We start from the raw sequence: 20,653 nt of genomic DNA, 5'->3' as shown, positions 1-20,653 counted from the left end.
CGTTCTGACGCGTCAGAACGTGCGCAACCGCATGTTCGGCCGGGCGGGACGGTCAGGCGGAGGCGCCCTCCGGCGCCGGTGTGCCGTCGGGCAGGGCGTGCCGGCGGTCGTCACGCATGAGGACGCTCGCGACGATCGTCACCACGACCACGACGACGCCCATGACGATGTACGAGTGGCCGAAGCCGATCGTGTCGTACGCGGCGCCGAACGCCCACGAGAAGATGACGATGCCGATCTGCTTGGCCATGTTGAAGCCGAGCATGTAGGCCGTGGCCGAGATCCGGACGTCGAACATGCGAGTCAGGTACTTCATCACCGAGATCAGCATGAGCGGCATCTCGATCGCGGCGAGCAGCCGCCAGACGACCAGCATCTCGGTGGAGGTGAAGAACGCCGAGCCGAGCACGCGCACGACGAGGACCAGGCCGAACAGGAGGAGGCCGTTCTTGGCGCCGATCCGGTTGATGAGGAACGGCGTCGCGATCATGACGACCGCCTCGAGCAGGATCTGCACGAACACCACGCGGGAGAACAGCACCTGCGAGTCGATGCCGCCGGTGACGAACTGCGCGAAGTAGTTGGGGAACTGCTGGTCGAACACGTCGTAGAGGGCCGCCGTACCGAACATCAGCACCATGAAGCCGACGAACGACCGGTTCGTGAGGAGCTCCCTGACGGTGGCGAGGGAGACCTTGGTGCGGGCGCCTCCGTCGGCGTCGCCGCTCACCGCCGCGTACCCGGGCTCACCCGGCTTGGGGGTGCGCGCCACGAAGAGGAGCACCCCGAGGACGATCGCGGAGAAGGTCCCGGCCCACCAGATGTTGTCGGGGTTCGAGGCCCAGATGAACCCGCCGACGAGGGACGCGGTGGCGCCGGCGACCGACCCGAACAGGCGCACGTGCCCGTACTCGAAGCCGTTAGCCCGCGCGTTGCGCTCGTTGAAGGTCTCGACGATGCCGACGCCCGCGTTGAGCGTCAGCGACAGGAAGATGCCGCCGACGACGGCGCCGAGCACCTGGTTCGCGTTGACGATCGGCGTGAACACGAACGCGAAGAACGGCCCCATCATCGCGCCGACCAGGACGACGAAGGCGAAGAGGTTCTTGCGGAAGCCGAGCTTGTCCTGGATGAAGCCGTAGAACGGCTGCAGGCAGAACGCCGTGAACGCCATCACCGAGTTCAGCAGACCGATGTTGCCGTGCGACATCCCGGCCTCGGTCTCCAGCCAGCGGCTGAGGAACGTGAAGGCGAGCTGCCAGATCGCGAAGTAGAAGAAGAACAGTCCGCCGAAGTTCCAGAACGCGGGCTTGCGCAGCGAGTCCCGGGCGCGGGGCTTGGTGGCGCCGTCGGGGGTCGCGGTGGTGGTGCTCATCAGAAGGCTCCGTCGGCGGGGAGGACCTCGGTCGAGGTCGGGGTGGGGCGGGTGTCGGGCACCGGCGTGCCCCACACGGGGTTGCCGTCGGCGTCGAAGGGCAGCACCTGCGCGCGGGCGTGGCGGTTCGGGTCCCACAGCGGGTCGCCGGAGATCTCGGTGTAGGTGCGCGCGTGGTAGACGAGGACGGCGTCGCCGTCGGGCGTCTCGGTGAACGAGTTGTGGCCGGGGCCGTACTGGCCCACGGACGGGTCGCTGACGAACACGGGCTCGGTGCCCTTGGTCCACGACGCCGGGTCGAGGAGGTCGGCGCCCGAGTCCGCGGTGAGGAGGCCCATCGCATAGTCGATGCCGGTGGCGGCGCCGGAGTAGGTGAGGAAGACGCGGCCGTTCCGGACGAGGACGGACGGGCCCTCGTTGACCCAGAAGCCCTTGGTCTCCCAGTCGAACTCGGGGCGCGTCAGCTCGACCGCCGGGGTGGCGAGCGTCCACGGGTTCGCCATGCGGGCGATGTACAGGTTGGAGTGGCCGCGGACCGTGAGGTCCTGCTGCGCCCAGACGAGGTACTGCTCGCCGTCCGTCACGAAGCTCGTGGCGTCCAGCGCGAACGACTCCCACCCGGTGTCCACCTGGCCGCGCTCGATCCACTCCCCCTCGAAGGGGTCGTCGGCGGTGTTCTCCAGCACGAAGATGCGGTGGTTGAACGTCTCGTTCTCGCTCGGGGCGTCCACGGTGCCGTGGTCCACGGGGGCGGCGGCGTAGTAGATGTACCAGGCGCCGTGCACCCGGTGGATCTCGGGGGCCCAGATGAGCTGCGACTGCGGGCCGGTGGCGTGCCGCTCCCAGATCGTCACCTCCTCGGCCTTCTGCAGGTCCTCGAGGCGGTCGGCGCGGCGCAGCACGATGCGGTCGTACCGGGGGTGCGAGCCGGTGAAGTAGTAGGTGCCCTCGTGCCGGAGCACGCACGGGTCGGCGCGCTGCAGCACGATCGGGTTGACCGTGACCTGGTCCGTCAGTTCGGCCTGCATGGTGTCTCGTCCTCCGGTGTCCTGCTCTGGTCCGGCAGCGCGCAGCGGTGCTGCTCCACGGGAGAATGTAAACGATGTAAACCGACCCGCGCTGTGACCTCGGAGACGCCTTTCCCGAGAGCCGCGCCATGACCTGCGCGAAGGTGCCCGCGATGTGACGAGGCCCACCCCGGAGCCGCCCACGGAGCAGGACGGCGGGAGCCTCAGGGCGTGACGACGAGCCCCAGCGACTCGGCGAGGACGACCGCCTGGGCCGGGTCGACGACGGCGCCGGTCAGCCGGGCCGCGCGCGGGTCCAGCGCCGACAGGTCGGTGCCGCGCAGCACCGCCCCGCGCAGGTCGACGTCGGCCAGCTCCGCGCCCGACAGGTCCACGCCGATCACCGTGGCCCCGGACAGCCGCGCCCCGTCGAGGTCGGCCTCGCGCATCCGCAGGCCCTCGAGGTGGACGCCGTCCATCGCCGCCCGGCGCAGCGTGACGAAGGACCAGTCCCCGCGCTCCGCCCGCAGCAGGTCGAAGCGGCAGTCGTCGAAGCGGGAGCCCACGAGCTTGCAGCCCTCGAACGACGCGTCGAACAGGTTGGTGCGGCCGAACGTGCACCCCGTGAACGCGGACTCCCGCCACGCCGACGCGTTGAACCGCGCCCCGCGGAACGTGCACTCCTCGAAGGTGGCGCCGGTGGCCGTCACCTCCGTGAGGTCGACCTCCACGAGCTCCACCCGCTCGAACGTGCGGCCGGAGAGGTCCCGGCCGTACCAGTCCTCACCCCGCACGGTGCTCCCCGGTTCGATCGTGTCCGGGACGGTCCTCCGCTCGACGTCGCTCATCCCCGAACGCTAGCCCGACCCGACGACACCGGCCCCGCCCTCGGTGCGGCGCCCCGCGCCCACGCCGAGGCGTAACCCGACCGCGGACAGATGGCGACATCCCGGGCATCGCTCTGTCACGCGGACTACCTCGCGGGATCTCGCGCTACCTCGGCCTGGTCCGGACTACCTCGCGGGATCTCGCGCTACCTCGGCAGGTCGGGCACGACCTCGGCGGAGCGGGTGACACTGGACCCGTGCCCGACACGACGACGCCCCGAGGGCTGATCCTGACGCCCGGCGCGGGCGCGAGCCGCGACCACCACACGCTCGTGGCGGTGGAGCGGCGGCTGGCCGCGCTCGACCCGCCGCTGCCCACCGAACGCGTGGACTTCCCGTACCGGCTGGCGGGCAAGCGGATGCCCGACCGGCCGCCGGTCGCCGTCGCGCACCTGCGCGACGAGGCGGCGCGGTTCGCCGGGTCGCTCGGCGTCGGGACCGACGCGCTGCTGCTGGGCGGCCGGTCGTACGGCGGACGGATGTGCTCGATGGCGGTGGCCGAGGGCCTGCCCGCGGCGGGCCTGGTGCTGCTCAGCTACCCGCTGCACCCGCCGGGCAAGCCCGAGAGGCTGCGGGTCGAGCACTTCCCGCAGCTCGACGTCCCCGTGCTGTTCGTCTCGGGCGACCGTGACCCCTTCGGCAGCCCGGACGAACTGGCCGAGCACGCGGCGTCGATCCCCGGCCCGGTCACGACGATCACGCTGCCCGGCGCGCACGACGTGCGCGGCAAGGACGACGACGTCGCGGCCGCCGTCGCGGACTGGGCGCGCACGCTCTGACCTCTCCCGCGCGCCCGCATGTCCACCGATGCGCGCTTTTGTCCGCTCGCGCTCGGCACGACCGTCCGCCTGCCAGCATCTGTCCCGTCACGACCGTCGTCCGACGGCACATGTGTGCAAGGAGGCCCTCATGTCCACGAGAAAGCTCCGACGCTCCGGCGTCGCGTTCCTCGCCGTCGGCGCCGTCGCCGCGCTCGGCGCCTGCAGCGGCGGCGACGCCTCGGGCGGCGGCGACGAGGACGTCACCCTCACGTTCGCGTGGTGGGGCGACGCGTCGCGCGCCGAGCGGTACGAGAAGGCGATCGACCTGTACGAGGAGAAGAACCCGCACGTCACCATCCAGTCGTCCTACGCGTCGTTCGCCGACTACTGGACGTCCCGGAACACGGAGGCCGCGAGCGGCAGCCTGCCCGACGTGTTCCAGATGGACGTCTCGTACCTGTCGCAGTACGGCGGCACCGGGCAGATCGCCGCGCTCGACGAGTTCGCCGCGGACGGCACGATCGACATCTCGACGTTCCCGGAGAACGTCATGCCGGCCGCGAAGGTGGACGGCAGGCTGGTCGGCATCCCGACCAGCACGGGCGGCATCGCGAACTTCTTCAGCACGGGTCTCCTGAAGGACCTCGGGGTCGACGTGCCCGACGGCGACCTCACCTGGGACGCGTACGACGCCGTCCTGTCCCAGGTCGGCAAGGCCGGCGCGGACCACGACCCGAAGGTGAGCGGGTCGACGCAGTACACGCAGATCTGGACGGTCTTCGAGATCTGGCTCGCGCAGCAGGGCAAGTCGCTCTACACCGCGGACGGCGCGCTCGGCTTCACGGAGGCCGACCTCACCGCGTGGTGGGAGCGCGCGACGCCGCTGTTCGACGACGACGGGTTCATCGACCCCAAGCGGCAGGAGCAGCTCAACGGCGCGGACGTGCTGGGGTCGGGCGTCACGGCGAGCGAGCTGAGCTTCTACAACTTCCTGGTGCGCTTCTCGGAGGGCAGCGCGGGCGGCGAGTTCGCGATGACGCTGCCGCCGGCCGACGATCCCGGCAACCGGGGCCTGTACCTCAAGCCGTCGCTGGAGCTGTCCATGTCGGCGAACTCGGAGCACCCCGAGGAGGCGGCGAAGTTCATCGACTTCATCGCCAACGACCCCGAGGTGAGCAAGGAGTTCGGCCTCTCGCGCGGCGCCCCGATCTCCCAGCCCGCGCTCGACGCCCTCGAGCCGGAGGGCCTCGACAAGCAGATCCTCGAGTACTGGGAGCAGCTGTCCGAGGTGGCCGGCGACACTCCCCCGCCGCCGCCCGAGGGCGCCGGCGCCGTGGAGGTCGAGTTCACCCGCATCGCGCAGGACATCGGCTTCGGCACCACCGGCCTCGACGACGGCGTCAAGGAGTTCTTCTCCATCGCCCCGGGGATGCTGGGCTGACGCCCCGGACCCGCACCGGGCGTGCCGGCTCGATCCTCGCACCGCGGTGCTGAGGATCAGGTCGGCACGCTCGACCCGTCCGGTCAGCGGCCGCCCGCCGGCGTCGCCGGGTACTCGGCGGGCTTCTTGCCCAGCTCGACGGCGAGCTCGTGCCGGCCCGCGAGGATGTCGGCCCGCTCCTCGTCGCGCTGGCGCAGGGCGTCCGCCTGCAGCTCGGGCGAGAGGTGGTCCCAGTACAGGGTGCCGTCGAGGTGCTGCGCCTCGTGGATGAAGGCGCGGGCCAGGAACCCGCGGCCGGAGAGCTGCACCGGGCCTCCGTGCTGGTCGACGCCCCGCACGGTGGCGGCACCGGGCCGCTCCAGCGGCTCGTACGCGCCGGGCACCGACAGGCACCCCTCGTCCTCGGTCTCCGGCTCGGCGTCGTGGTCCATCTCGAGCACGGGGTTGACGACGTGCCCCACGTGCCGGTCGCCGCGCTCGTCGGTGACGTCGTAGACGAACAGGCGGATCCCGACACCGACCTGCGGCGCCGCCAGCCCCACGCCCTCGGCGTTCTCCATCGTGGCGAACATGTCGTCGACCAGGCGCGCGAGCTCCGGCGTGGAGAACGTCTCGACGGTCGCGGCGGGGGTGTGCAGCACCGGCTCGCCGATCTCCGTGATCCGCAGCACGCGGCCGCGCGCCGCCTCCGGCGCCTGGGCCGGGTACGGGTCGGCGGGCTCCCCCAGCAGGTACGTGGTGGGCCGACGTCGTCCGAAGCTCCAAGCCATGCGCCGAGCCTATTTCAGGACGACGGGGACCCGCGCCCAGCCGCCGACGGGCGGCGCCTCGCGCACCGGCGCCTCGTCGTCGGCGGGCAGGATCCGTTCGGTGCCGGCCAGCAGCTCGGAGACCGCGACGCGCAGCTCCATCAGGGTGAGCGCCCTGCCGGGGCAGACGTGCGGCCCGACGCCGAACACGAGGTTCGCGGCGGCGTTCTCCTCGGGGCGGAACGCGTCCGGGTCGCCGAAGACCTCCGGGTCGCGGTTCGCGGCCGTCCAGCTCAGCAGCACCCGGTCGCCGGCCGGGACGGTGCGGCCGCCGATCTCCACGTCGCGGGTGGCGCGCCGCCGGTTCGACACGAACGGGTCGTCGATGCGCAGCACCTCCTCGATGGCGGCCTCGATCGCGGCGTGCTCGCCGCGAGCGACGCGCTCGCGGGTGACGTCCTGCCGGTCGGGGTGGGTGGCGAGCCGGTGCACGACCACCCCGAGGCACGCCGCCAGGGACCCCAGGTCGCCGGCCGTCCAGTTCCGCAGGATCGAGACGACCTCGGCGTCCGTGAGCGGGCGGCCGTCGACCGTCTCGTGCAGCAGCCTCGTGGTGACGTCGTCGGGCGCGGCGTCCCCGGCCTCGCGCCGCTCGCGCACCAGCGACCCCACGAGCTCGTCGAACCGCGCGGCGACGGCCGCCGTGCGCGTCAGGTCGCCGGAGCGGGTGGCGTCGTGGTTGTCCGCCATCCACGCGACGAGCGCCCCCTCCAGCTCGGCCGGCCAGCCGAGCCACGTCGTCTGGGTGCGCACCGCGAACGGGGCGCCGAGGTCCGCGATGGCGCCGACCGTGCGCCCGCGCGGCAGCGCGGCGACGATCGCCGCCGCGTGCGCGCGGCACTGCTCCTCCTGCTCGGCGACGGCGGCGTCCGTGAGGTAGCGGTCGACGACGGCCCGGTACGCCGCGTGCTCCGCGCCGTCGAGCGAATTGGGGATCGCCCGGTGCCGGCCGGCCGCGCTGGAGAACGTCTCCGGGTCGGTCGCGGCGGCGACCACGTCCGCGTGCCGCAGCAGCGTCCACGTGCCGAGCCCGTCGTGGTCCACGGGGCACACCCCGCGGCGGGCGTCGAGGTGGGCGCGCAGATCGGCGGGGCCCGTGGCCCCCGCGTGGGCGTCGGTCGTCATGGCCCCACCGTAGGGGCGGGCGTCTCGTGGTTCTCCCCGAGCCGTGTCATACCGCAGGGGGACCCCCGCCGGCGCGGAATCCGCTCGTGGTCCGACGCGGCGGGCCCGCCGACGCGGGCACCTTGGGTGTCATGACACCTCTGCTGAGCGCGCGTGGACTGACGATGCAGTACCCCGGCGGGGTCACGCCCGCCCTGGACGCCGTGGACCTCGACATCGCCGCCGGCGAGTCGGTGGCGATCATGGGCGCGTCCGGCTCCGGCAAGACGACGCTGCTGCACTGCCTCGCGGGCATCCTGCGTCCCACGGCCGGGTCGGTCACCTTCGCGTCGGGGCAGGGGCCGGTGCGCGTCGAGGCGCTCGACGACGCGGCCCGGTCGCGGCTGCGGCGCGAGGAGCTCGGCTTCGTGTTCCAGCAGGGCCTGCTGCTCGACGAGCTGACCGCGCTCGAGAACGTCGCCGTGGCCCGGATGCTCGGCGGGGTGCCGCGCGGGCAGGCCGAGGCGGAGGCCGCGCAGTGGCTGCAGTACCTGGGCGTCGCCGGGCTCGAGCAGCGGCGGCTCGGCGAGCTGTCCGGCGGGCAGGCGCAGCGCGTCGCGATCGCTCGTGCCCAGGTCACGGGTGCCCGGCTGATCTTCGCCGACGAGCCCACCGGCGCCCTGGACTCCGCCACGTCCGTCGAGGTGCTGGACCTGCTGCTCTCCGCCACCACGCAGGGCCGCACGCTCGTCGTCGTCACGCACGACGCCGACGTCGCGCGCCGCTGCGCCCGCACCGTCGTCCTGCGCGACGGCCGCGTGGTCTCGGACACCGCCGCCCCCGCGGCGGCCGCCGACGCCGCCGAGGTGTCGCGATGACCGCCACCGCCCCGGCGCCCGCGCCGTCCGCCGTCCCGGGCGCGCGCCCCGCGGGCGCGCTCGCCACCGCCGTCCACCTCGCCCCGCTGTTCCGGCGGCGGCGCGACGACGACCGCCTGGCCACCGCCCTGCCCGTGGCGAGCTTCGCGGTGGTCACCGCCCTGCTGCTCGTGGTGCTGGGCGGCGCGCAGGCCTTCTTCGGCTGGGACGACGACCTGGCCTCCACCTACGAGACGCTCGCCGTCATCGCCGTGGTGCTGCTGCTCGTGCCCCTCGCCACGGTGGGCGCGTCCGCCGCGCGCCTCGCCGCCCGACGGCGCGACGAGCGGCTCGCGTCCCTGCGCCTGCTCGGCGCGACCACCGGCACGATCACGGCGCTCACGGTGCTCGAGGCGGCCGTGACGGCGCTGGTCGGGGCCGCCCTCGGCGTCGTGCTCTACGCGGTCCTCGCGCCGCTCGTGGGCCTGCTGCACTTCCGCGGCGAGGCGCTGGGCGCCCAGATGTGGGTGCCGTGGTGGTGGCTGCCGCTCGCGGTGCTCGGCGTCGCGCTGCTCGCCGCCGCGAGCGCCGTCGTCGGGCTGCGTGCCGTCGTCGTGACGCCGCTGGGCGTGCGCACACGCCAGCGCCCGGGCACCGCGCACTGGGTCCGGGTCGTGATCGCCGTCGGCGTGCTCGTCGTCGGGCTCGGCCTCATGCAGGTGCTGGGGGTGCTCGGGGAGCTGGGCGGCATCGTCGCGATCGTCGGCACGCTCGCGGCGATCTTCGGCGGCATGCTGCTCGCCCTCGACGCCCTGGGCCCGTGGTTCGTGCGTGTGCGGGCGCGACGCCAGGCGCGCAAGGCGCAGACGGTGCCGCGGCTGCTGGCCGCGCGCATGGTGCTCGAGGACCCGAAGGCTGCCTGGCGGCAGGTGAGCGGCGTCGCGATGACCAGCTTCGTCGGCGTCTTCGGCGCCGTGGGCCTCGCGATGGCGGACATGACCTCGACCGAGGGCATGGACGCCGACGAGCGGTGGCTCATGCAGGACGTCTCGACCGGCGTCCTCGTCACCGTGGCGGTCTCGTTCCTCATGGTCGCCTGCTCGGTGGGCATCAACCAGGCCGCCTCGACCCTCGACCGCGCGGCGGTGCACGTCTCGCTCGACCGCCTCGGCGTGCCGCGGGACGTGATGAGCGAGGCCTCCCGCCGCGCCGTGATGTCGGCGCTGTGGATGGTGGCCGGCGGGTCGGCGCTGTGCGCCGCCGTGCTGCTCTTCCCCCTCGTCGGGATGGCGATCTTCGTCCAGCCGGTCGCGATCGTCACCGCGCTGGCCGTGTTCGCGCTCGGGTTCCTCGCCGTCCGCGGCGCGGCGGCGCTCAGCGCCCGCCTCGTGCCGGGGATCCTCGCCCGGCCCGAGCGCGCGCTCTGACGCCGCCGGTCAGCCGGCGGAGCCGTCGGTCTTCTTCCCCGTCTCGCGCTCCCACGCGTCGAGCTGCTGGGTGAGGGCCCGCGCCAGCTCGAACACCTGCTGCGGGGGGATGCGCACGCGCGAGACCACCCGCCCCGGCACCACGCGGCCGGTGACCGCTCCCGTGTCGGGGTCGGTCACCGGCTGCGGCGGCTTCGTGGCCGCGACGAAGTCGATGACGAACGACGTCGACGTGTGCCACAGCGACGCGAAGTCCGCCGGGACGCCTCCCTCCAGCTCGGTGGGGACGTCGATCTTGAACTTCACCTCGTTGCTCGCCATGGCCACCACTGTCGCGCTCCTGCGCCCCCACCGCCAGCAGCCCGGCGGTGGGCACGGCGTGCCGGCCGCGCGGTCAGGAGCGCCCACACCGCCAGCCCCACGACGAGGGCCCAGAAGGCAGACCCGACGCCGAGCAGGACGAGGGGGCTCGCCGCCGTGAGGAACGTGGCCGTCGCGGCGACCCGGTGCTGCTCGTCGCGGAGGGCGGCGGACAGGGCGGAGCCGAAGGTGGCGAGCAGCGCGAGGCCGGCGACCGTCTCGAACACCCCCGCCGGGGCCGCCGCGACGAGCGCCGTGACCAGCGGCGACAGGACGGCGAGCACCAGGTAGGCCCAGCCGGCGCTCTGCGTCGCCACCCAGCGGCGCCGGGGGTCGGGGTGCGCCTCGGCCGACGCCGGGAGCGCCGCGGTGATGGCGGCGAGATTGACCGCGTGGCCGCCGGCGAACGCGCCCACCACCGTGCCGGCGCCCGTGACCAGGAGCGTCTCCCGCCACGGCACGGTGTAGCCGAAGGAGGCGAGGACGCTGACCCCCGGGACGTTCTGCGACGCCATCGTCACGACGTACAGCGGGAGGGCGATCCCCACGATCGCGGGCAGCGTGAGCGCGGGCGCCGTCAGGGCGAGGCCCGGCGGCCGCAGCGCGAGCGTCCCGTCCCCCGCGGCGACCGTCCCCAGGACGACGGCGACGGAGAGCACGAACGCCGCCGGGGTGGCCCACCGCGGCGCCAGGCGGGCGAGGAGGAGCCACAGCACGATCACGGGCGCGACGAGCAGCGGCGCGGCCGTGACGGCGACCAGCGGCTGCAGGCACAGGGAGAGCAGCACCCCCGCGAGCATGGCCTGGGCCACGGGCACGGGGATGGCCGCGACGAGCCGGCCGAGCGCGGGCCAGGCCGCGGTGAGCCCGATCAGGGCGCCGCACACCACGAACGCCCCGACGGCGGCGGGCCAGCCGCCGGCGACCCCGCCCGCGCCCACCAGGACGGCGGCGCCGGGGGTGGACCACGCCAGCGTCAGGGGGGCGCGGTGACGGCGGCTGAGCCAGATCATCCCGAGCCCCTGGACGACGCACAGGGCGAGGAGGCCGGACGCCGCCTGGTCCGAGGTGGCCCCCACCGCCCCCAGGCCCGCGACCACGACCGCGAACGAGCTGGTGAAGCCGACCAGGGCGGCGACGATCCCGACGCCGACGGGCTGCGCGAGCGAGCGTTCCACGAACGGAACGGTAGGCCCCGTCGGCGGCGTTCCGCAAACAGAACGCTAGGGTGGCCTCGTGCGATCTGCCGAGCTCTCCGCGCTCATCGGCGAGCGCCTCACCGCCGCCCGTGCCGTCCGAGGGCTCTCCCTCGGCGCCCTCGCCCGCGCCGCCGGGATCGGCAAGGGCTCGCTGTCGGAGATCGAGGCCGGGTCGCGCAACCCGAACCTCGCCACGCTCTACGCCCTCGCCGGCGCCCTCGACGTCCCGATGTCGTGGCTGCTCGCGGAGCAGGCGGGCGCCGAGGTGTCCTCCCCCGGCATCCGCACCCGGCTGCTCGCGGCGACGCAGGCGGACGACGCCACCGTGGAGGTCTACGCCCTGCGGCTCGACCCGGGCACCATGCACCGCTCGGAGGCGCACGGCGCCCATGTCACCGAGCACCTGCTGGTCACGCGGGGCCGGGCCGAGGTCGGACCGCTCGACGCGCCGGCCGAGCTCGCGACCGGCGAGTCGCTGCGGTGGCGCGCGGACTCCCGGCACGGGTACCGCGCCCTCGACGACGCGCCCGCGGAAGCCGTGCTCACCATGTGGTGGCGCCCGATCGACGCAAGGTAGTCATACAGGTTCACGACTTGTATGCTCACCTGACGCCGGGGACGAGCCCGGCCCGGCCGCGACGGCGGCCCGCAGACGCGAGGGAGCGCCATGCCCTACCAGCCCGACGCCATCCGGTCCGTGCAGCTCTCGACGCTCACGCTGCCGCTGGCCACCGCCATCTCCGACGCCAAGGTGTTCACCGGGCGGCAGAAGCCCATGACCGAGGTCGTGTTCCTCGTCGCCGAGATCACCACCGAGCAGGGCCACGCAGGCCTCGGCTTCTCGTACTCCAAGCGCGCGGGCGGGCCGGCCCAGTACGCGCACGCCAAGGAGGTCGCCGACGCGGCGATCGGCGAGGACCCCAACGACATCGCGAAGCTGTACACGAAGCTGCTGTGGGCCGGCGCCTCCGTGGGCCGCTCCGGCGTCGCGACGCAAGCGCTCGCCGCGGTCGACATCGCCCTGTACGACCTCAAGGCCAAGCGCGCCGGCCTGCCGCTGGCCAAGCTGCTCGGCGCGCACCGGGACTCCGTGCGCACCTACAACACCTCCGGCGGCTTCCTGCACGCGAGCATCGACGAGGTCAAGGACCGGGCGTCGCGGTCGCTGGCCGAGGGCATCGGCGGCATCAAGATCAAGGTCGGCCTGCCGGACACCCGCACCGACCTGGCCCGCGTCGAGGCGGTGCGCGCGCACCTCGGCGCCGACGTCCCGCTCATGGTCGACGCCAACCAGCAGTGGGACCGCACCACCGCGCTGCGCATGGGCCGCCGGCTCGAGCCCTACGACCTGGTGTGGATCGAGGAGCCCCTGGACGCCTACGACGCCGAAGGCCACGCGGCCCTCGCCGCCGCCCTGGACACGCCGGTCGCGACCGGCGAGATGCTCGCGTCGGTGGCCGAGCACGAGCGCCTCATCGCCGCCCGGGCCTGCGACATCATCCAGCCCGACGCCCCGCGCGTCGGCGGCATCACGCAGTTCCTGCGGCTGCTCACCCTCGCGGACCAGGCCGGGCTGGACCTCGCGCCGCACTTCGCGATGGAGATCCACCTGCACCTGGCGGCCACGTACCCGCGCGAGCCGTGGGTGGAGCACTTCGACTGGCTCGACCCGCTGTTCGAGGAGCGCCTGGAGACGAAGGACGGCCGGATGCTCGTGCCGGACCGTCCCGGGCTCGGCGTCACCCTCACGGAGCAGGCGCGGGCCTGGACCACGGACAGCGTGCTGGTCGGGTCACGATGAGCGCCGGCCGGGGCGCGACGGCCGGGGTGCGGCGGATGGAAGCATGAGCCCATGCCCCCGACCCTGAGCGGCGCGCTCGTCGCCGCGCTGCGGGCGCGGATCGTCGACGGCGGCATCGCCCCCGGCGAGAAGCTGCCCAGCGAGACCGCGCTCGCCGCCGAGCACCAGGTCAGCCGCACCGTCGTGCGCGAGGCGATCGCCCGCCTGAACCTCGAGGGACTCGTCCACACCCGGCGCGGCAGCGGCAGCTACGCGCTGGCGCCGCCGGCCGGGGAGGGCGACGACGTGCCCCTCGCGCGCTCGCTCGAGGACCGGCTCGACCTGGTCGACTTCCGCCTGGGCGTCGAGACGCAGGCGGCCGCCCTCGCCGCGGAGCGCCGGTCGGACGCCCACCTCGACGCGCTCGCCGCCCGCCTGCGGGACCTCGACGGCGCCCAGGGGCACCCGGCGACGGCGATGCAGCACGACTTCGCGTTCCACCGGCTCGTCGCGGAGGCGGCGCAGAACCGGTACCTCCTGGAGGCGCTGGACCGGCTCGGCCCCCAGATGATCGCGATGCCGCGCGGCCGCCTGGGCTCGCCCGCCACGCCTCCCCCGGGCACGGAGGACGGCACGCCGCGGCGGTTCGCGACCGTCACGCAGGAGCACCAGGCGATCCTCGACGCCCTGGCCGCCCGGGACCCGCTCGCCGCCGCGGCAGCGATGCGCGTGCACCTGGCCGGCTCCCGGCGCCGGCTGCTGGCGGAGTCGGGCGGCCGCTGACCGGCGGCTCAGCCCGCCTGCGCGCCGGCGCTCTCGGGCGCGCGCCCCGCACCGCCCAGCGGCAGGGCGAGGATCGCCAGGTCCAGCCACCGGCCGAACTTCGTGCCGACCTCGGGCAAGCGCCCGACGTGCGCGAACCCGAGCGACTCGTGCAGCCGGACCGACGCGGCGTTGCCCGCCTCGATGTCGGCGAGCATGACGTGGTGCCCGGCGGCACGGGCGCGGGCGACGAGCTCGACCAGCAGCGCCCGGCCCAGCCCACGGCCCTGGTACCCCTCGGCCACGTAGACCGAGTCCTCCACCGTGTGGCGGTAGCCGAACTTCGCGCGCCACTGCGCGTAGGTGGCGTACCCGGCGACCGCGCCGTCGTCGTCGGCCACGAGGATCGGGTTCCCCGCGGCCGCCTGGGCGCCGAACCACCGCTCCCGCTCCGCGCGCGGCACCTCGTCGTCCGTCCAGATCGCGGTCGACGTGCGGATGGCCGCGTTGTGGATCTCCAGGAGGGCATCGAGGTCGGCGTGGACGGCGTCGCGCAGGATCATGCGCATATAGTAGCCATCGTGTTGACTATCGTATTCGCGGGTGGCGCGTGACCGACGACCTCGGCGCCGCCCTCGCCCACACCCTGCAGGCCGCCCGGGCCGACCGCGGGCTGAGCGTCGCCGCGCTCGCCGAGGCGTCGGGCGTCTCGCGCGCGATGATCTCCCGCATCGAGCGCGAGGACGCCCAGCCCACCGCCGCGCTGCTCGGCCGGCTCGCGGCGGCGCTCGGCATGACGCTGTCCGAGCTCGTGGCCCGCGCCGAGGGTGACACGAGGCGGCTGGCCCGCCGGGCGGAGCAGCCGACGTGGACCGACGCGGGGACGGGGTACGTCCGGCGCGCGGTGTCCCCGCCGGCGAGCGCCGCGCTGGAGCTCGTGGAGGTCGAGCTCCCGCCGGGCGCCGAGGTGACCTACCCCGCCGAGTCGTACCGGTTCGTCGACCAGCAGATCTGGGTGCTCGACGGCGCGCTGCGGTTCGTCGAGGGCGAGCAGGTGCACGACCTCGGCCCCGGCGACTGCCTCCAGCTCGGCGCCCCGGCCGACTGCACCTTCGTCAACGCGACGCGGTCGTCGTGCCGCTACCTCGTCGTCCTCGACAAGCTCGCGGCCCCGCGCCCGCGGTGAGCACGGCTACGACGCCGGCTTGACCGCCAGCACGGGGTGCTCGGCCTGCAGCAGGATCCGCTGCGCGACGGAGCCCATGATGAACTTCCCCACCGGGCTGCGACGCCGCAGCCCGATGACGATGAGGGTCGCGTCGTGCCGCTCGGCGAGCTCGAGGATCTCGTCGCTGAAGTCGTCCCGGTGCGTGCCGCGCACCACCCGGGCGGCGACGCCGGCATCGGACGCCGCGGCGAGCACCCGGTCGAGGTCGTCGTCCGTCGCGACCGTCGTCTCGACGAGCGACCCCTCGCGCGCGGAGTTCACGACGAGCAGGTCCTCGCCCCGCAGCCGGGCCTCGGTGATGGCCGCCGTGGCGGCGGCCTCCCCCACCGGGGTGGGGACGTATCCCACGACGATGCTCATACGGACGCTTCCTCTCGGTCGGGGGTCGGCGCCTGCGCGGGCCGACGGCGACGGGCGGACTGCACGAGGGGCCAGACCGCGACGACGACGAACAGGGCGAGCAGCACGGCGGAGATGGGCCGGGAGACGAACCCGGAGGGGTCGCCGCCGAACATCAGCAGCGAGCGCCGCACGCTCTCCTCCAGCAGGGAGCCGAGCACGAAGGCCAGCACCAGCGGGCCGGGCTCGAAGCCGAACTTCTTCATGAGGTAACCGACGGCGCCGAAGACGACGACGAGCAGCACGTCGAAGGCGGAGTTGTTGATCGTGTACGCGCCGATCATCGTGATGAGGGCGGTGATCGGGGCGAGGATCGCGGCCCGCACCCGCAGGATGCGCACGAAGACGCCCACCAGCGGGATCGACATGATCAGCAGCAGGATGTTGCCGACGTACATCGAGTTCACGACGCCCCAGAACAGCTCGGGGTGCTGATCGACGAGCTGCGGGCCGGGCGTGATGCCCTGGATGAGCAGGGCGCCGAACATCAGCGCCATCGTGGCGTTGGCGGGGATGCCGAGGGTGAGCAGCGGGATGAACGAGCTGGTGGCGGCGGCGTTGTTCGCCGTCTCCGGCCCGGCGACGCCCTCGATGGCGCCCTTGCCGAAGCGCGACGGGTCCTTGGCCCGCTTCTTCTCGGCCGCGTAGGCGGCCATCGACGCGATGGTCGCGCCGCCGCCCGGCAGGATGCCGAGGAAGAAGCCCAGCACGGACCCGCGGGTCACGGCGCCGGAGGACTCGCGCAGGTCGGCGCGCGACGGCCAGACGTTCGTCACCTTGCCCGGGGCGTGCACGGCCCGGTGCCGCTCCTCGAGGTTGTAGAGGATCTCCCCGAGCCCGAAGAGGCCCATCGCGACGGGCACGAAGTCGATCCCGTCGGCGAGGTCGAGGCTGCCGAAGGTGAACCGCTCGGTGCCGGTGAACGCGTCGCGGCCCACGGTCGCGAGCAGCAGCCCGATCGCCGCCGCGACGAGGGCCTTGACCCGCGCGCCGGACGCGATCGTCGAGACGAGCAGGATGCCGAGCAGCGCGAGGGCCGCGTACTCGGGCGGCCCGAAGTCGAGGGCGAAGCTCGCGACGACCGGCGCCAGGAAGGTGAGCCCGACGATGGCGACGGTGCCGCCGACGAACGACCCGATGGCGGCGATGCCCAGCGCGGTGCCGGCCTTCCCCTGCCGCGCCAGCGCGTGCCCGTCGAGCACGGTGACCACCGAGCTCGCCTCGCCGGGCAGCCGCAGCAGCACGGAGGTGATGGTGCCGCCGTACTGGGCGCCGTAGAAGATGCCGGCGAGCATGATGATCGCGGTGACGGGCTCGATCCCGTAGGTGAGCGGCAGCAGGATCGCGATCGTCGCGGCCGGGCCGAGGCCGGGCAGCACGCCGATGAGCATCCCGATGAGCACCCCGACGAGGCAGTACAGCAGGTTCGTGGGCTCCAGCACGACCTCGAACCCGGCCATGACGTTCTGCAGGTTGTCCACGTGACGTCTCCTTCAGACGGTCGGGCGGGTCAGAACAGGTGCGGCACGTTGGTGCCGAGCGCGGCCACGAACACGAGGTACAGCGCGACGACGGCGCCCAGCGAGCACACGACCGACGTGCGCCACGACTCGCCGCCGAGGAACCGCATCCACACGAGGCTGAGCAGCAGGGACGGGATCTCGAAGCCGATCACGGGCAGCAGCGCGACGAGGCCGAGCAGCGTCGCGAGCCCGACCAGCGGCATCCACGAGTGGCGCGTGAACCGCTCGCCGTCGCCGCCGGCCCGGCCCACGACGAGCTGCGCCAGCGCGAGCACGACGAGCGCCACGCTCACGACCAGCGGCCACATGCCCGAGCCGGGCTGGGCGGGCGTGCCCACCCCGAGGGCGAGCGCGACCACCACCCCGCCGACGCCGACCGCGAGGGTGACGAGGCCCGCGCCGAGGTTGGCGACCGGGCCGGCCGGGGGCGGGCCGTCGTCGTGCACCTCGGGCTCGGCGGCGGGCTCGGCGGCGACGGCGGGCTCAGGGTTCGGGGGGTGCGGCGCGGTCATCATCGGTCTCCTCCGGCGGGCTCGCCGCTCACTCGGCGAGCGAGATGTCGTACTCCGCGGTCAGGTCCTGGTACTTCTCGGCGAGCGCCGTCCACTCCTCGACGACCTCCTCGCCGCTGATCTCGTGCGGCGTGAGCAGGTTGTTCTCGTTGAACGACGTGTACGCGTCCTCGGCCACGGCGGCGTCCACGGACTCCACGAGCCGCGCCTTGACGTCCTCCGGCAGCCCCTTGGGCGCGGCCAGCGCCCGGTACTGCGACACGGGCACGTCGTAGCCCTCCTCGACGGCGGTGGGCACGTCGGGCAGGAACTGGTTGCGCTCGGCGGAGAACGCGAGCAGCGGCACCACGTTCCCGGCGTCGAGCTGCGGCTTGGCCTCGCCGAGCTGGATGGTCGCGACCTGCACCTGGTCGCCGACGACGGCGGTGAGGGCGGGCGAGCCGGAGTCGAACGGCACGCTCGTCCCCTCGATCTCGGCCTGGGCGAAGAGCACCGCCTGGGCGAGCTGCGAGCCCGTGCCGACGCCCGTCGTGCCGTAGGTGACCTTGCCGGACGCCGCCTGGAGGTCGTCCAGGCTCTCGAAGCCCGACTTCTTGCTCGCGACCAGCACGTAGTCGTCCTGCGAGAGCCCCTTGAGGACGTCGACGTCGTCGAGCGAGACGGCCTCGTCCTCCGAGACCGCGAGCGGCGTGATGGTGATGAGCGACGCGTTGAGCAGCACGAGGTTCGAGCCGTCGGCCGGCTTGCCCGCCACCTCCTGCGTGGCGACGGCGCCGTTCGCGCCGGCCCGGTTCACGACGGGCACCGAGACGCCGAGGTCGGTGGCCATGCCGTCCGCGAGCGCCCGGGCGATGAGGTCGGTGGAGCCGCCGGCGTCCTGCCCGACGGTGAGGGTCACGGGGCGGGAGGGGAAGTCCGACGACCCCCCGGCGCCGCCCGATCCCCCGGCGACGTTGCCGCCGCAGGCGGCGAGGGTGAGCGCGGCGACCGCGGCGGTGGCACCGGCGACGGCACGGCGGTGGGCAAGTCTCATCACAGCTCTCCTCGTTGAGATCTCGATCGAGCGGCGCGAGCGTCGTCGCCGCGTCAAGTCCGGTCGGGCGACGACTCTAGGGAGCCATACGATGCCTGTCTAAGCCTCAATCTGCATGGCTTGATCCAATGAAGGCATCAAGGAGACCCGGGATGAGCACCGCGTACACCCTCGACCAGGTCCGCTGCTTCGTGGCCGTGGCGGAGGAGCTGCACTTCGGCCGCGCCGCCGAGCGCCTGAGCATGACGCAGCCCCCGCTGAGCCGGCAGGTGCAGAAGCTCGAGCACGCCGTCGGCGTGGCGCTGCTGGAGCGGGACAACCGGCACGTGGAGCTCACCACCGCCGGCGCGGTCTTCCTCGTCGAGGCGCGCCGGCTGCTGACGTCTGCCGACGCCGCGCCCGCCCTCGCCCGCCGGATCGCGGCCGGCCGCGCGGGCGTGCTGCGGCTCGGGTTCACCGCGGCGACGGGCTTCAGCCTGCTCGGCACGCTGGTGCAGGAGATCGCCGAGGTCATGCCCGACGTCGACCTCGACCTGCAGGAGCTGGTGACGGTCGAGCAGCTCGAGGCCATCCGGCGCGGGGAGCTCGACCTCGCCCTGGGCCGCCCGCCCTTCGACGACCCGCGGCTCGACTCGCACCTGCTCCTGTCGGAGGACCTCGTCCTGGTGGTGCCCGAGGGACATCCCCTCGCGACGCTGCGCAGGCCGGTCGGGACGGCGGACCTGCGCGACGTCCCGCTCATCGGCCACCACCCGACGAAGGCGCGGTACTTCTACGACATGGTCGTGCGGTACGTGGACGTGGAGCACGCGAACGTGGTGCACGTCGTGAGCCAGATCCTCACCATGTGCTCGCTGGTCGGCGCCGGGCGCGGCGTCGCCTTCGTGCCCGAGTCCGCCCGGCTGCTCGGCCTGACCGGCGTCCGCTTCTGCGACCTGGCCGACGTGCCGCACGCCGTCGTCGAGCTGCACGCCCTCTGGGACCGGGGCTCCAAGAACCCCGCGCTGCACGAGCTCGTGCGCCACCTCCGCGCGGTGCACGACTGATCCGCACCCAGGAGGGCGATACCCGCACAGCATGAACCGATGCCATTCCGGGCTTGGACAGGCATCATGAGCGCTTCTTAGGTTGTCCGACGAACTGTCACCGCCGACGTCTGTCACCAGGAGGGGCCATCGTGGCCACGTACTCACCCTCGGAGCTCGCCGCCACCCTCAAGGAGGGCCTGCTCTCGTTCCCCGTCACCCCGTTCACCGCGGACGGCGAGGTCGACGGCGCCCGGTACGCCGAGCACATCGCGTGGCAGACGAGCTTCGGGATCGGCGGGCTCTTCGCCGCCGGGGGCACGGGCGAGGGCTTCAGCCTCACGCCGGGCGAGACCGCGCGCGTGGTGGCGCTCGCCGTCGAGGCCGCCGACGGTGCCACCCCCGTGCTCGGCAGCGCCGCCGGCAACACGGCCCAGGCTGTCGAGAACGCGCGGGCGGCCGAGGTGGCGGGCGCCGAGGGCGTCCTGCTGCTGCCCCCGTACCTCACCGACTGCGACCAGGACGGCCTGCTCGAGCACGCCTCCGCGGTGTGCGCCGCGACGAGCGTCGGCGTCATCGTCTACAACCGCGCCAACGCCGTGTACTCCGCGCAGACGGTCGCCCGGCTGGCCGAGCGGCACCCGAACTTCATCGGCTTCAAGGACGCCCTCGGCGACATCGAGCAGCTCACGCGCGTGGTCGCCACCAACGGCGACCGTCTTTTCTACCTCGGCGGCCTGCCCACCGCGGAGACGTTCGCGCTGCCGCTGCTGCAGCTCGGCATGAGCACCTACTCGTCGGCGATGTACAACTTCGTGCCCGAGTTCGCGCTCGAGTTCTACCGCGACGTGCGGAACCTCGACCGCGCCGCCGTCACCGAGAAGCTCACCCGGTTCGTGCTGCCCTACCTCGACATCCGCGACCGGGCCAAGGGGTACGGCGTCTCGATCGTCAAGGGCGGTCTGCGGGCCGTCGGGCGCGACCTCGGCGGCGTCCGGCCCCCGCTGCAGGACCTCACCGAGCGCGACGTCGACGACCTGCGCGCCCTCGTCGACGCCGCCGGCGTCCGCCCGGCCGACGTCGCCCTCACCCGCTGACCCGAGGACCGGCCACCCGCACCCACCCGCGCACCCACCCGCGCACCGACCTGCGCACCCAGGAGGG

Annotated in this window: 22 protein-coding genes; 10 read left to right on the top strand and 12 right to left on the bottom strand. The window is 73.7% G+C overall.

Going from position 1 to position 20,653, the window contains the following annotated elements; genetic code table 11:
* Positions 1-52: 52 nt before the first annotated feature.
* The 3 genes from ACFQ80_RS13520 to ACFQ80_RS13510 all read right to left on the bottom strand — a co-directional run bounded on the left by ACFQ80_RS13520 (position 53) and on the right by ACFQ80_RS13510 (position 3,230).
* The gene (locus tag ACFQ80_RS13520) at positions 53-1,375 is read right to left on the bottom strand and encodes an oligosaccharide MFS transporter (RefSeq protein WP_430564009.1); all 1,323 of its coding nucleotides are present in this window, start codon (positions 1,373-1,375) and stop codon (positions 53-55) included.
* Positions 1,375-2,403: a family 43 glycosylhydrolase gene (locus ACFQ80_RS13515; RefSeq protein WP_430564008.1), complete on the bottom strand. Its 1,029-nt coding sequence runs from the start codon at positions 2,401-2,403 to the stop codon at positions 1,375-1,377. The genes ACFQ80_RS13520 and ACFQ80_RS13515 overlap by 1 nt, the downstream gene beginning before the upstream one ends.
* 203 nt (positions 2,404-2,606) lie before the next feature.
* Positions 2,607-3,230, bottom strand: coding sequence for a pentapeptide repeat-containing protein (locus tag ACFQ80_RS13510; RefSeq protein ID WP_430564007.1), 624 nt, complete (start codon positions 3,228-3,230; stop codon positions 2,607-2,609).
* A gap of 236 nt (positions 3,231-3,466) precedes the next feature.
* Between ACFQ80_RS13510 and ACFQ80_RS13505 the strand changes: the two genes are divergently transcribed.
* Positions 3,467-4,048 carry an alpha/beta family hydrolase gene (locus tag ACFQ80_RS13505; protein WP_430564006.1) on the top strand — a complete coding sequence of 194 codons (582 nt, stop codon included), beginning with the start codon at positions 3,467-3,469 and terminating at the stop codon, positions 4,046-4,048.
* 130 nt (positions 4,049-4,178) lie between these two features.
* Positions 4,179-5,471 carry an ABC transporter substrate-binding protein gene (locus ACFQ80_RS13500; protein WP_430564005.1) on the top strand — a complete coding sequence of 431 codons (1,293 nt, stop codon included), beginning with the start codon at positions 4,179-4,181 and terminating at the stop codon, positions 5,469-5,471.
* 83 nt (positions 5,472-5,554) lie between these two features.
* On the opposite strand, the gene def is transcribed toward ACFQ80_RS13500, so the two are convergent.
* Both def and ACFQ80_RS13490 read right to left on the bottom strand, forming a co-directional pair.
* Positions 5,555-6,241 carry a peptide deformylase gene (def, locus tag ACFQ80_RS13495; RefSeq protein ID WP_430552445.1) on the bottom strand — a complete coding sequence of 229 codons (687 nt, stop codon included), beginning with the start codon at positions 6,239-6,241 and terminating at the stop codon, positions 5,555-5,557.
* Positions 6,242-6,250: 9 nt separating this feature from the next.
* Positions 6,251-7,405, bottom strand: coding sequence for a cytochrome P450 (locus ACFQ80_RS13490; RefSeq protein ID WP_430564004.1), 1,155 nt, complete (start codon positions 7,403-7,405; stop codon positions 6,251-6,253).
* A 131-nt stretch (positions 7,406-7,536) separates the two neighbouring features.
* On the opposite strand from ACFQ80_RS13490, the gene ACFQ80_RS13485 reads away from it, so the two are divergent.
* Both ACFQ80_RS13485 and ACFQ80_RS13480 read left to right on the top strand, forming a co-directional pair.
* Positions 7,537-8,262 (top strand): ABC transporter ATP-binding protein, encoded by a 726-nt coding sequence (locus ACFQ80_RS13485; protein ID WP_430564003.1) that lies wholly within the window; start codon positions 7,537-7,539, stop codon positions 8,260-8,262.
* Positions 8,259-9,668, top strand: coding sequence for an FtsX-like permease family protein (locus tag ACFQ80_RS13480; RefSeq protein ID WP_430564002.1), 1,410 nt, complete (start codon positions 8,259-8,261; stop codon positions 9,666-9,668). The genes ACFQ80_RS13485 and ACFQ80_RS13480 overlap by 4 nt, the downstream gene beginning before the upstream one ends.
* A gap of 9 nt (positions 9,669-9,677) precedes the next feature.
* Here the strand turns inward: ACFQ80_RS13480 and ACFQ80_RS13475 are convergent, their stop codons facing one another.
* Together ACFQ80_RS13475 and ACFQ80_RS13470 are read right to left on the bottom strand one after the other, a co-directional pair.
* Complete coding sequence (locus ACFQ80_RS13475; RefSeq protein WP_430552441.1) at positions 9,678-9,989, bottom strand: DUF3467 domain-containing protein; 312 nt, start codon at positions 9,987-9,989, stop codon at positions 9,678-9,680.
* The gene (locus ACFQ80_RS13470; RefSeq protein ID WP_430564001.1) at positions 9,971-11,206 is read right to left on the bottom strand and encodes a benzoate/H(+) symporter BenE family transporter; all 1,236 of its coding nucleotides are present in this window, start codon (positions 11,204-11,206) and stop codon (positions 9,971-9,973) included. Before ACFQ80_RS13470 ends, ACFQ80_RS13475 begins: the two co-directional genes overlap by 19 nt.
* 58 nt (positions 11,207-11,264) lie before the next feature.
* Here ACFQ80_RS13470 and ACFQ80_RS13465 point away from each other — a divergent pair, with 58 nt between their 5' ends.
* The 3 genes from ACFQ80_RS13465 (at position 11,265) to ACFQ80_RS13455 (ending at position 13,790) form a co-directional block, all read left to right on the top strand.
* On the top strand, positions 11,265-11,804 hold the full coding sequence (locus ACFQ80_RS13465) for a helix-turn-helix domain-containing protein (RefSeq protein WP_430564000.1): 540 nt from the start codon (positions 11,265-11,267) through the stop codon (positions 11,802-11,804).
* Between the two features lie 90 nt (positions 11,805-11,894).
* Entirely contained in the window at positions 11,895-13,028 is a 1,134-nt protein-coding gene (locus ACFQ80_RS13460) for a mandelate racemase/muconate lactonizing enzyme family protein (RefSeq protein WP_430563999.1), read from the top strand.
* A gap of 51 nt (positions 13,029-13,079) precedes the next feature.
* Positions 13,080-13,790 (top strand): FadR/GntR family transcriptional regulator, encoded by a 711-nt coding sequence (locus ACFQ80_RS13455; protein ID WP_430563998.1) that lies wholly within the window; start codon positions 13,080-13,082, stop codon positions 13,788-13,790.
* 8 nt (positions 13,791-13,798) lie between these two features.
* Here ACFQ80_RS13455 and ACFQ80_RS13450 read toward each other — a convergent pair whose 3' ends face one another.
* A complete protein-coding gene (locus ACFQ80_RS13450; protein WP_430563997.1) occupies positions 13,799-14,332 on the bottom strand; it encodes a GNAT family N-acetyltransferase in 534 nt (177 codons plus the stop codon).
* Between the two features lie 47 nt (positions 14,333-14,379).
* Here ACFQ80_RS13450 and ACFQ80_RS13445 point away from each other — a divergent pair, with 47 nt between their 5' ends.
* Entirely contained in the window at positions 14,380-14,955 is a 576-nt protein-coding gene (locus ACFQ80_RS13445) for a helix-turn-helix domain-containing protein (RefSeq protein WP_430552435.1), read from the top strand.
* 6 nt (positions 14,956-14,961) lie between these two features.
* Here ACFQ80_RS13445 and ACFQ80_RS13440 read toward each other — a convergent pair whose 3' ends face one another.
* The 4 genes from ACFQ80_RS13440 to ACFQ80_RS13425 are packed head-to-tail and all read right to left on the bottom strand — an operon-like array spanning position 14,962 to position 18,467.
* Positions 14,962-15,357 (bottom strand): universal stress protein, encoded by a 396-nt coding sequence (locus tag ACFQ80_RS13440; protein WP_430552434.1) that lies wholly within the window; start codon positions 15,355-15,357, stop codon positions 14,962-14,964.
* Positions 15,354-16,856: a tripartite tricarboxylate transporter permease gene (locus tag ACFQ80_RS13435; protein WP_430552452.1), complete on the bottom strand. Its 1,503-nt coding sequence runs from the start codon at positions 16,854-16,856 to the stop codon at positions 15,354-15,356. The genes ACFQ80_RS13440 and ACFQ80_RS13435 overlap by 4 nt, the downstream gene beginning before the upstream one ends.
* A gap of 50 nt (positions 16,857-16,906) precedes the next feature.
* On the bottom strand, positions 16,907-17,431 hold the full coding sequence (locus tag ACFQ80_RS13430) for a tripartite tricarboxylate transporter TctB family protein (protein ID WP_430563996.1): 525 nt from the start codon (positions 17,429-17,431) through the stop codon (positions 16,907-16,909).
* 28 nt (positions 17,432-17,459) lie between these two features.
* Positions 17,460-18,467, bottom strand: a complete 1,008-nt coding sequence (locus tag ACFQ80_RS13425; RefSeq protein WP_430552432.1) for a tripartite tricarboxylate transporter substrate binding protein — start codon at positions 18,465-18,467, stop codon at positions 17,460-17,462.
* A gap of 149 nt (positions 18,468-18,616) precedes the next feature.
* Here ACFQ80_RS13425 and ACFQ80_RS13420 point away from each other — a divergent pair, with 149 nt between their 5' ends.
* Complete coding sequence (locus tag ACFQ80_RS13420; protein WP_430552431.1) at positions 18,617-19,510, top strand: LysR family transcriptional regulator; 894 nt, start codon at positions 18,617-18,619, stop codon at positions 19,508-19,510.
* A 131-nt stretch (positions 19,511-19,641) separates the two neighbouring features.
* The gene (locus ACFQ80_RS13415) at positions 19,642-20,586 is read left to right on the top strand and encodes a 5-dehydro-4-deoxyglucarate dehydratase (RefSeq protein ID WP_430563995.1); all 945 of its coding nucleotides are present in this window, start codon (positions 19,642-19,644) and stop codon (positions 20,584-20,586) included.
* Positions 20,587-20,653: the final 67 nt, after the last annotated feature.

The sequence above is a fragment of the Isoptericola sp. NPDC056578 genome, assembly GCF_042793275.1.
In the GTDB taxonomy this organism is placed as follows: Bacteria; Actinomycetota; Actinomycetes; order Actinomycetales; family Cellulomonadaceae; genus Isoptericola.
The sequence above is the reverse complement of the archived record's forward strand: the minus strand, read 5'-3'. Positions and strand labels throughout refer to the sequence as shown.

Bases quoted from the DNA above. Each gene is read 5' to 3' on its own strand.
- ACFQ80_RS13500 (WP_430564005.1), top strand. From the start codon at position 4,179: ATGTCCACGAGAAAGCTCCGACGCTCCGGCGTCGCGTTCCTCGCCGTC.
- ACFQ80_RS13520 (WP_430564009.1), bottom strand. From the start codon at position 1,375: ATGAGCACCACCACCGCGACCCCCGACGGCGCCACCAAGCCCCGCGCC.
- ACFQ80_RS13485 (WP_430564003.1), top strand. From the start codon at position 7,537: ATGACACCTCTGCTGAGCGCGCGTGGACTGACGATGCAGTACCCCGGC.
- def (WP_430552445.1), bottom strand. From the start codon at position 6,241: ATGGCTTGGAGCTTCGGACGACGTCGGCCCACCACGTACCTGCTGGGG.
- ACFQ80_RS13490 (WP_430564004.1), bottom strand. From the start codon at position 7,405: ATGACGACCGACGCCCACGCGGGGGCCACGGGCCCCGCCGATCTGCGC.
- ACFQ80_RS13510 (WP_430564007.1), bottom strand. From the start codon at position 3,230: ATGAGCGACGTCGAGCGGAGGACCGTCCCGGACACGATCGAACCGGGG.
- ACFQ80_RS13440 (WP_430552434.1), bottom strand. From the start codon at position 15,357: ATGAGCATCGTCGTGGGATACGTCCCCACCCCGGTGGGGGAGGCCGCC.
- ACFQ80_RS13420 (WP_430552431.1), top strand. From the start codon at position 18,617: ATGAGCACCGCGTACACCCTCGACCAGGTCCGCTGCTTCGTGGCCGTG.
- ACFQ80_RS13480 (WP_430564002.1), top strand. From the start codon at position 8,259: ATGACCGCCACCGCCCCGGCGCCCGCGCCGTCCGCCGTCCCGGGCGCG.
- ACFQ80_RS13475 (WP_430552441.1), bottom strand. From the start codon at position 9,989: ATGGCGAGCAACGAGGTGAAGTTCAAGATCGACGTCCCCACCGAGCTG.
- ACFQ80_RS13435 (WP_430552452.1), bottom strand. From the start codon at position 16,856: ATGGCCGGGTTCGAGGTCGTGCTGGAGCCCACGAACCTGCTGTACTGC.
- ACFQ80_RS13515 (WP_430564008.1), bottom strand. From the start codon at position 2,403: ATGCAGGCCGAACTGACGGACCAGGTCACGGTCAACCCGATCGTGCTG.
- ACFQ80_RS13450 (WP_430563997.1), bottom strand. From the start codon at position 14,332: ATGATCCTGCGCGACGCCGTCCACGCCGACCTCGATGCCCTCCTGGAG.
- ACFQ80_RS13455 (WP_430563998.1), top strand. From the start codon at position 13,080: ATGCCCCCGACCCTGAGCGGCGCGCTCGTCGCCGCGCTGCGGGCGCGG.
- ACFQ80_RS13460 (WP_430563999.1), top strand. From the start codon at position 11,895: ATGCCCTACCAGCCCGACGCCATCCGGTCCGTGCAGCTCTCGACGCTC.
- ACFQ80_RS13430 (WP_430563996.1), bottom strand. From the start codon at position 17,431: ATGACCGCGCCGCACCCCCCGAACCCTGAGCCCGCCGTCGCCGCCGAG.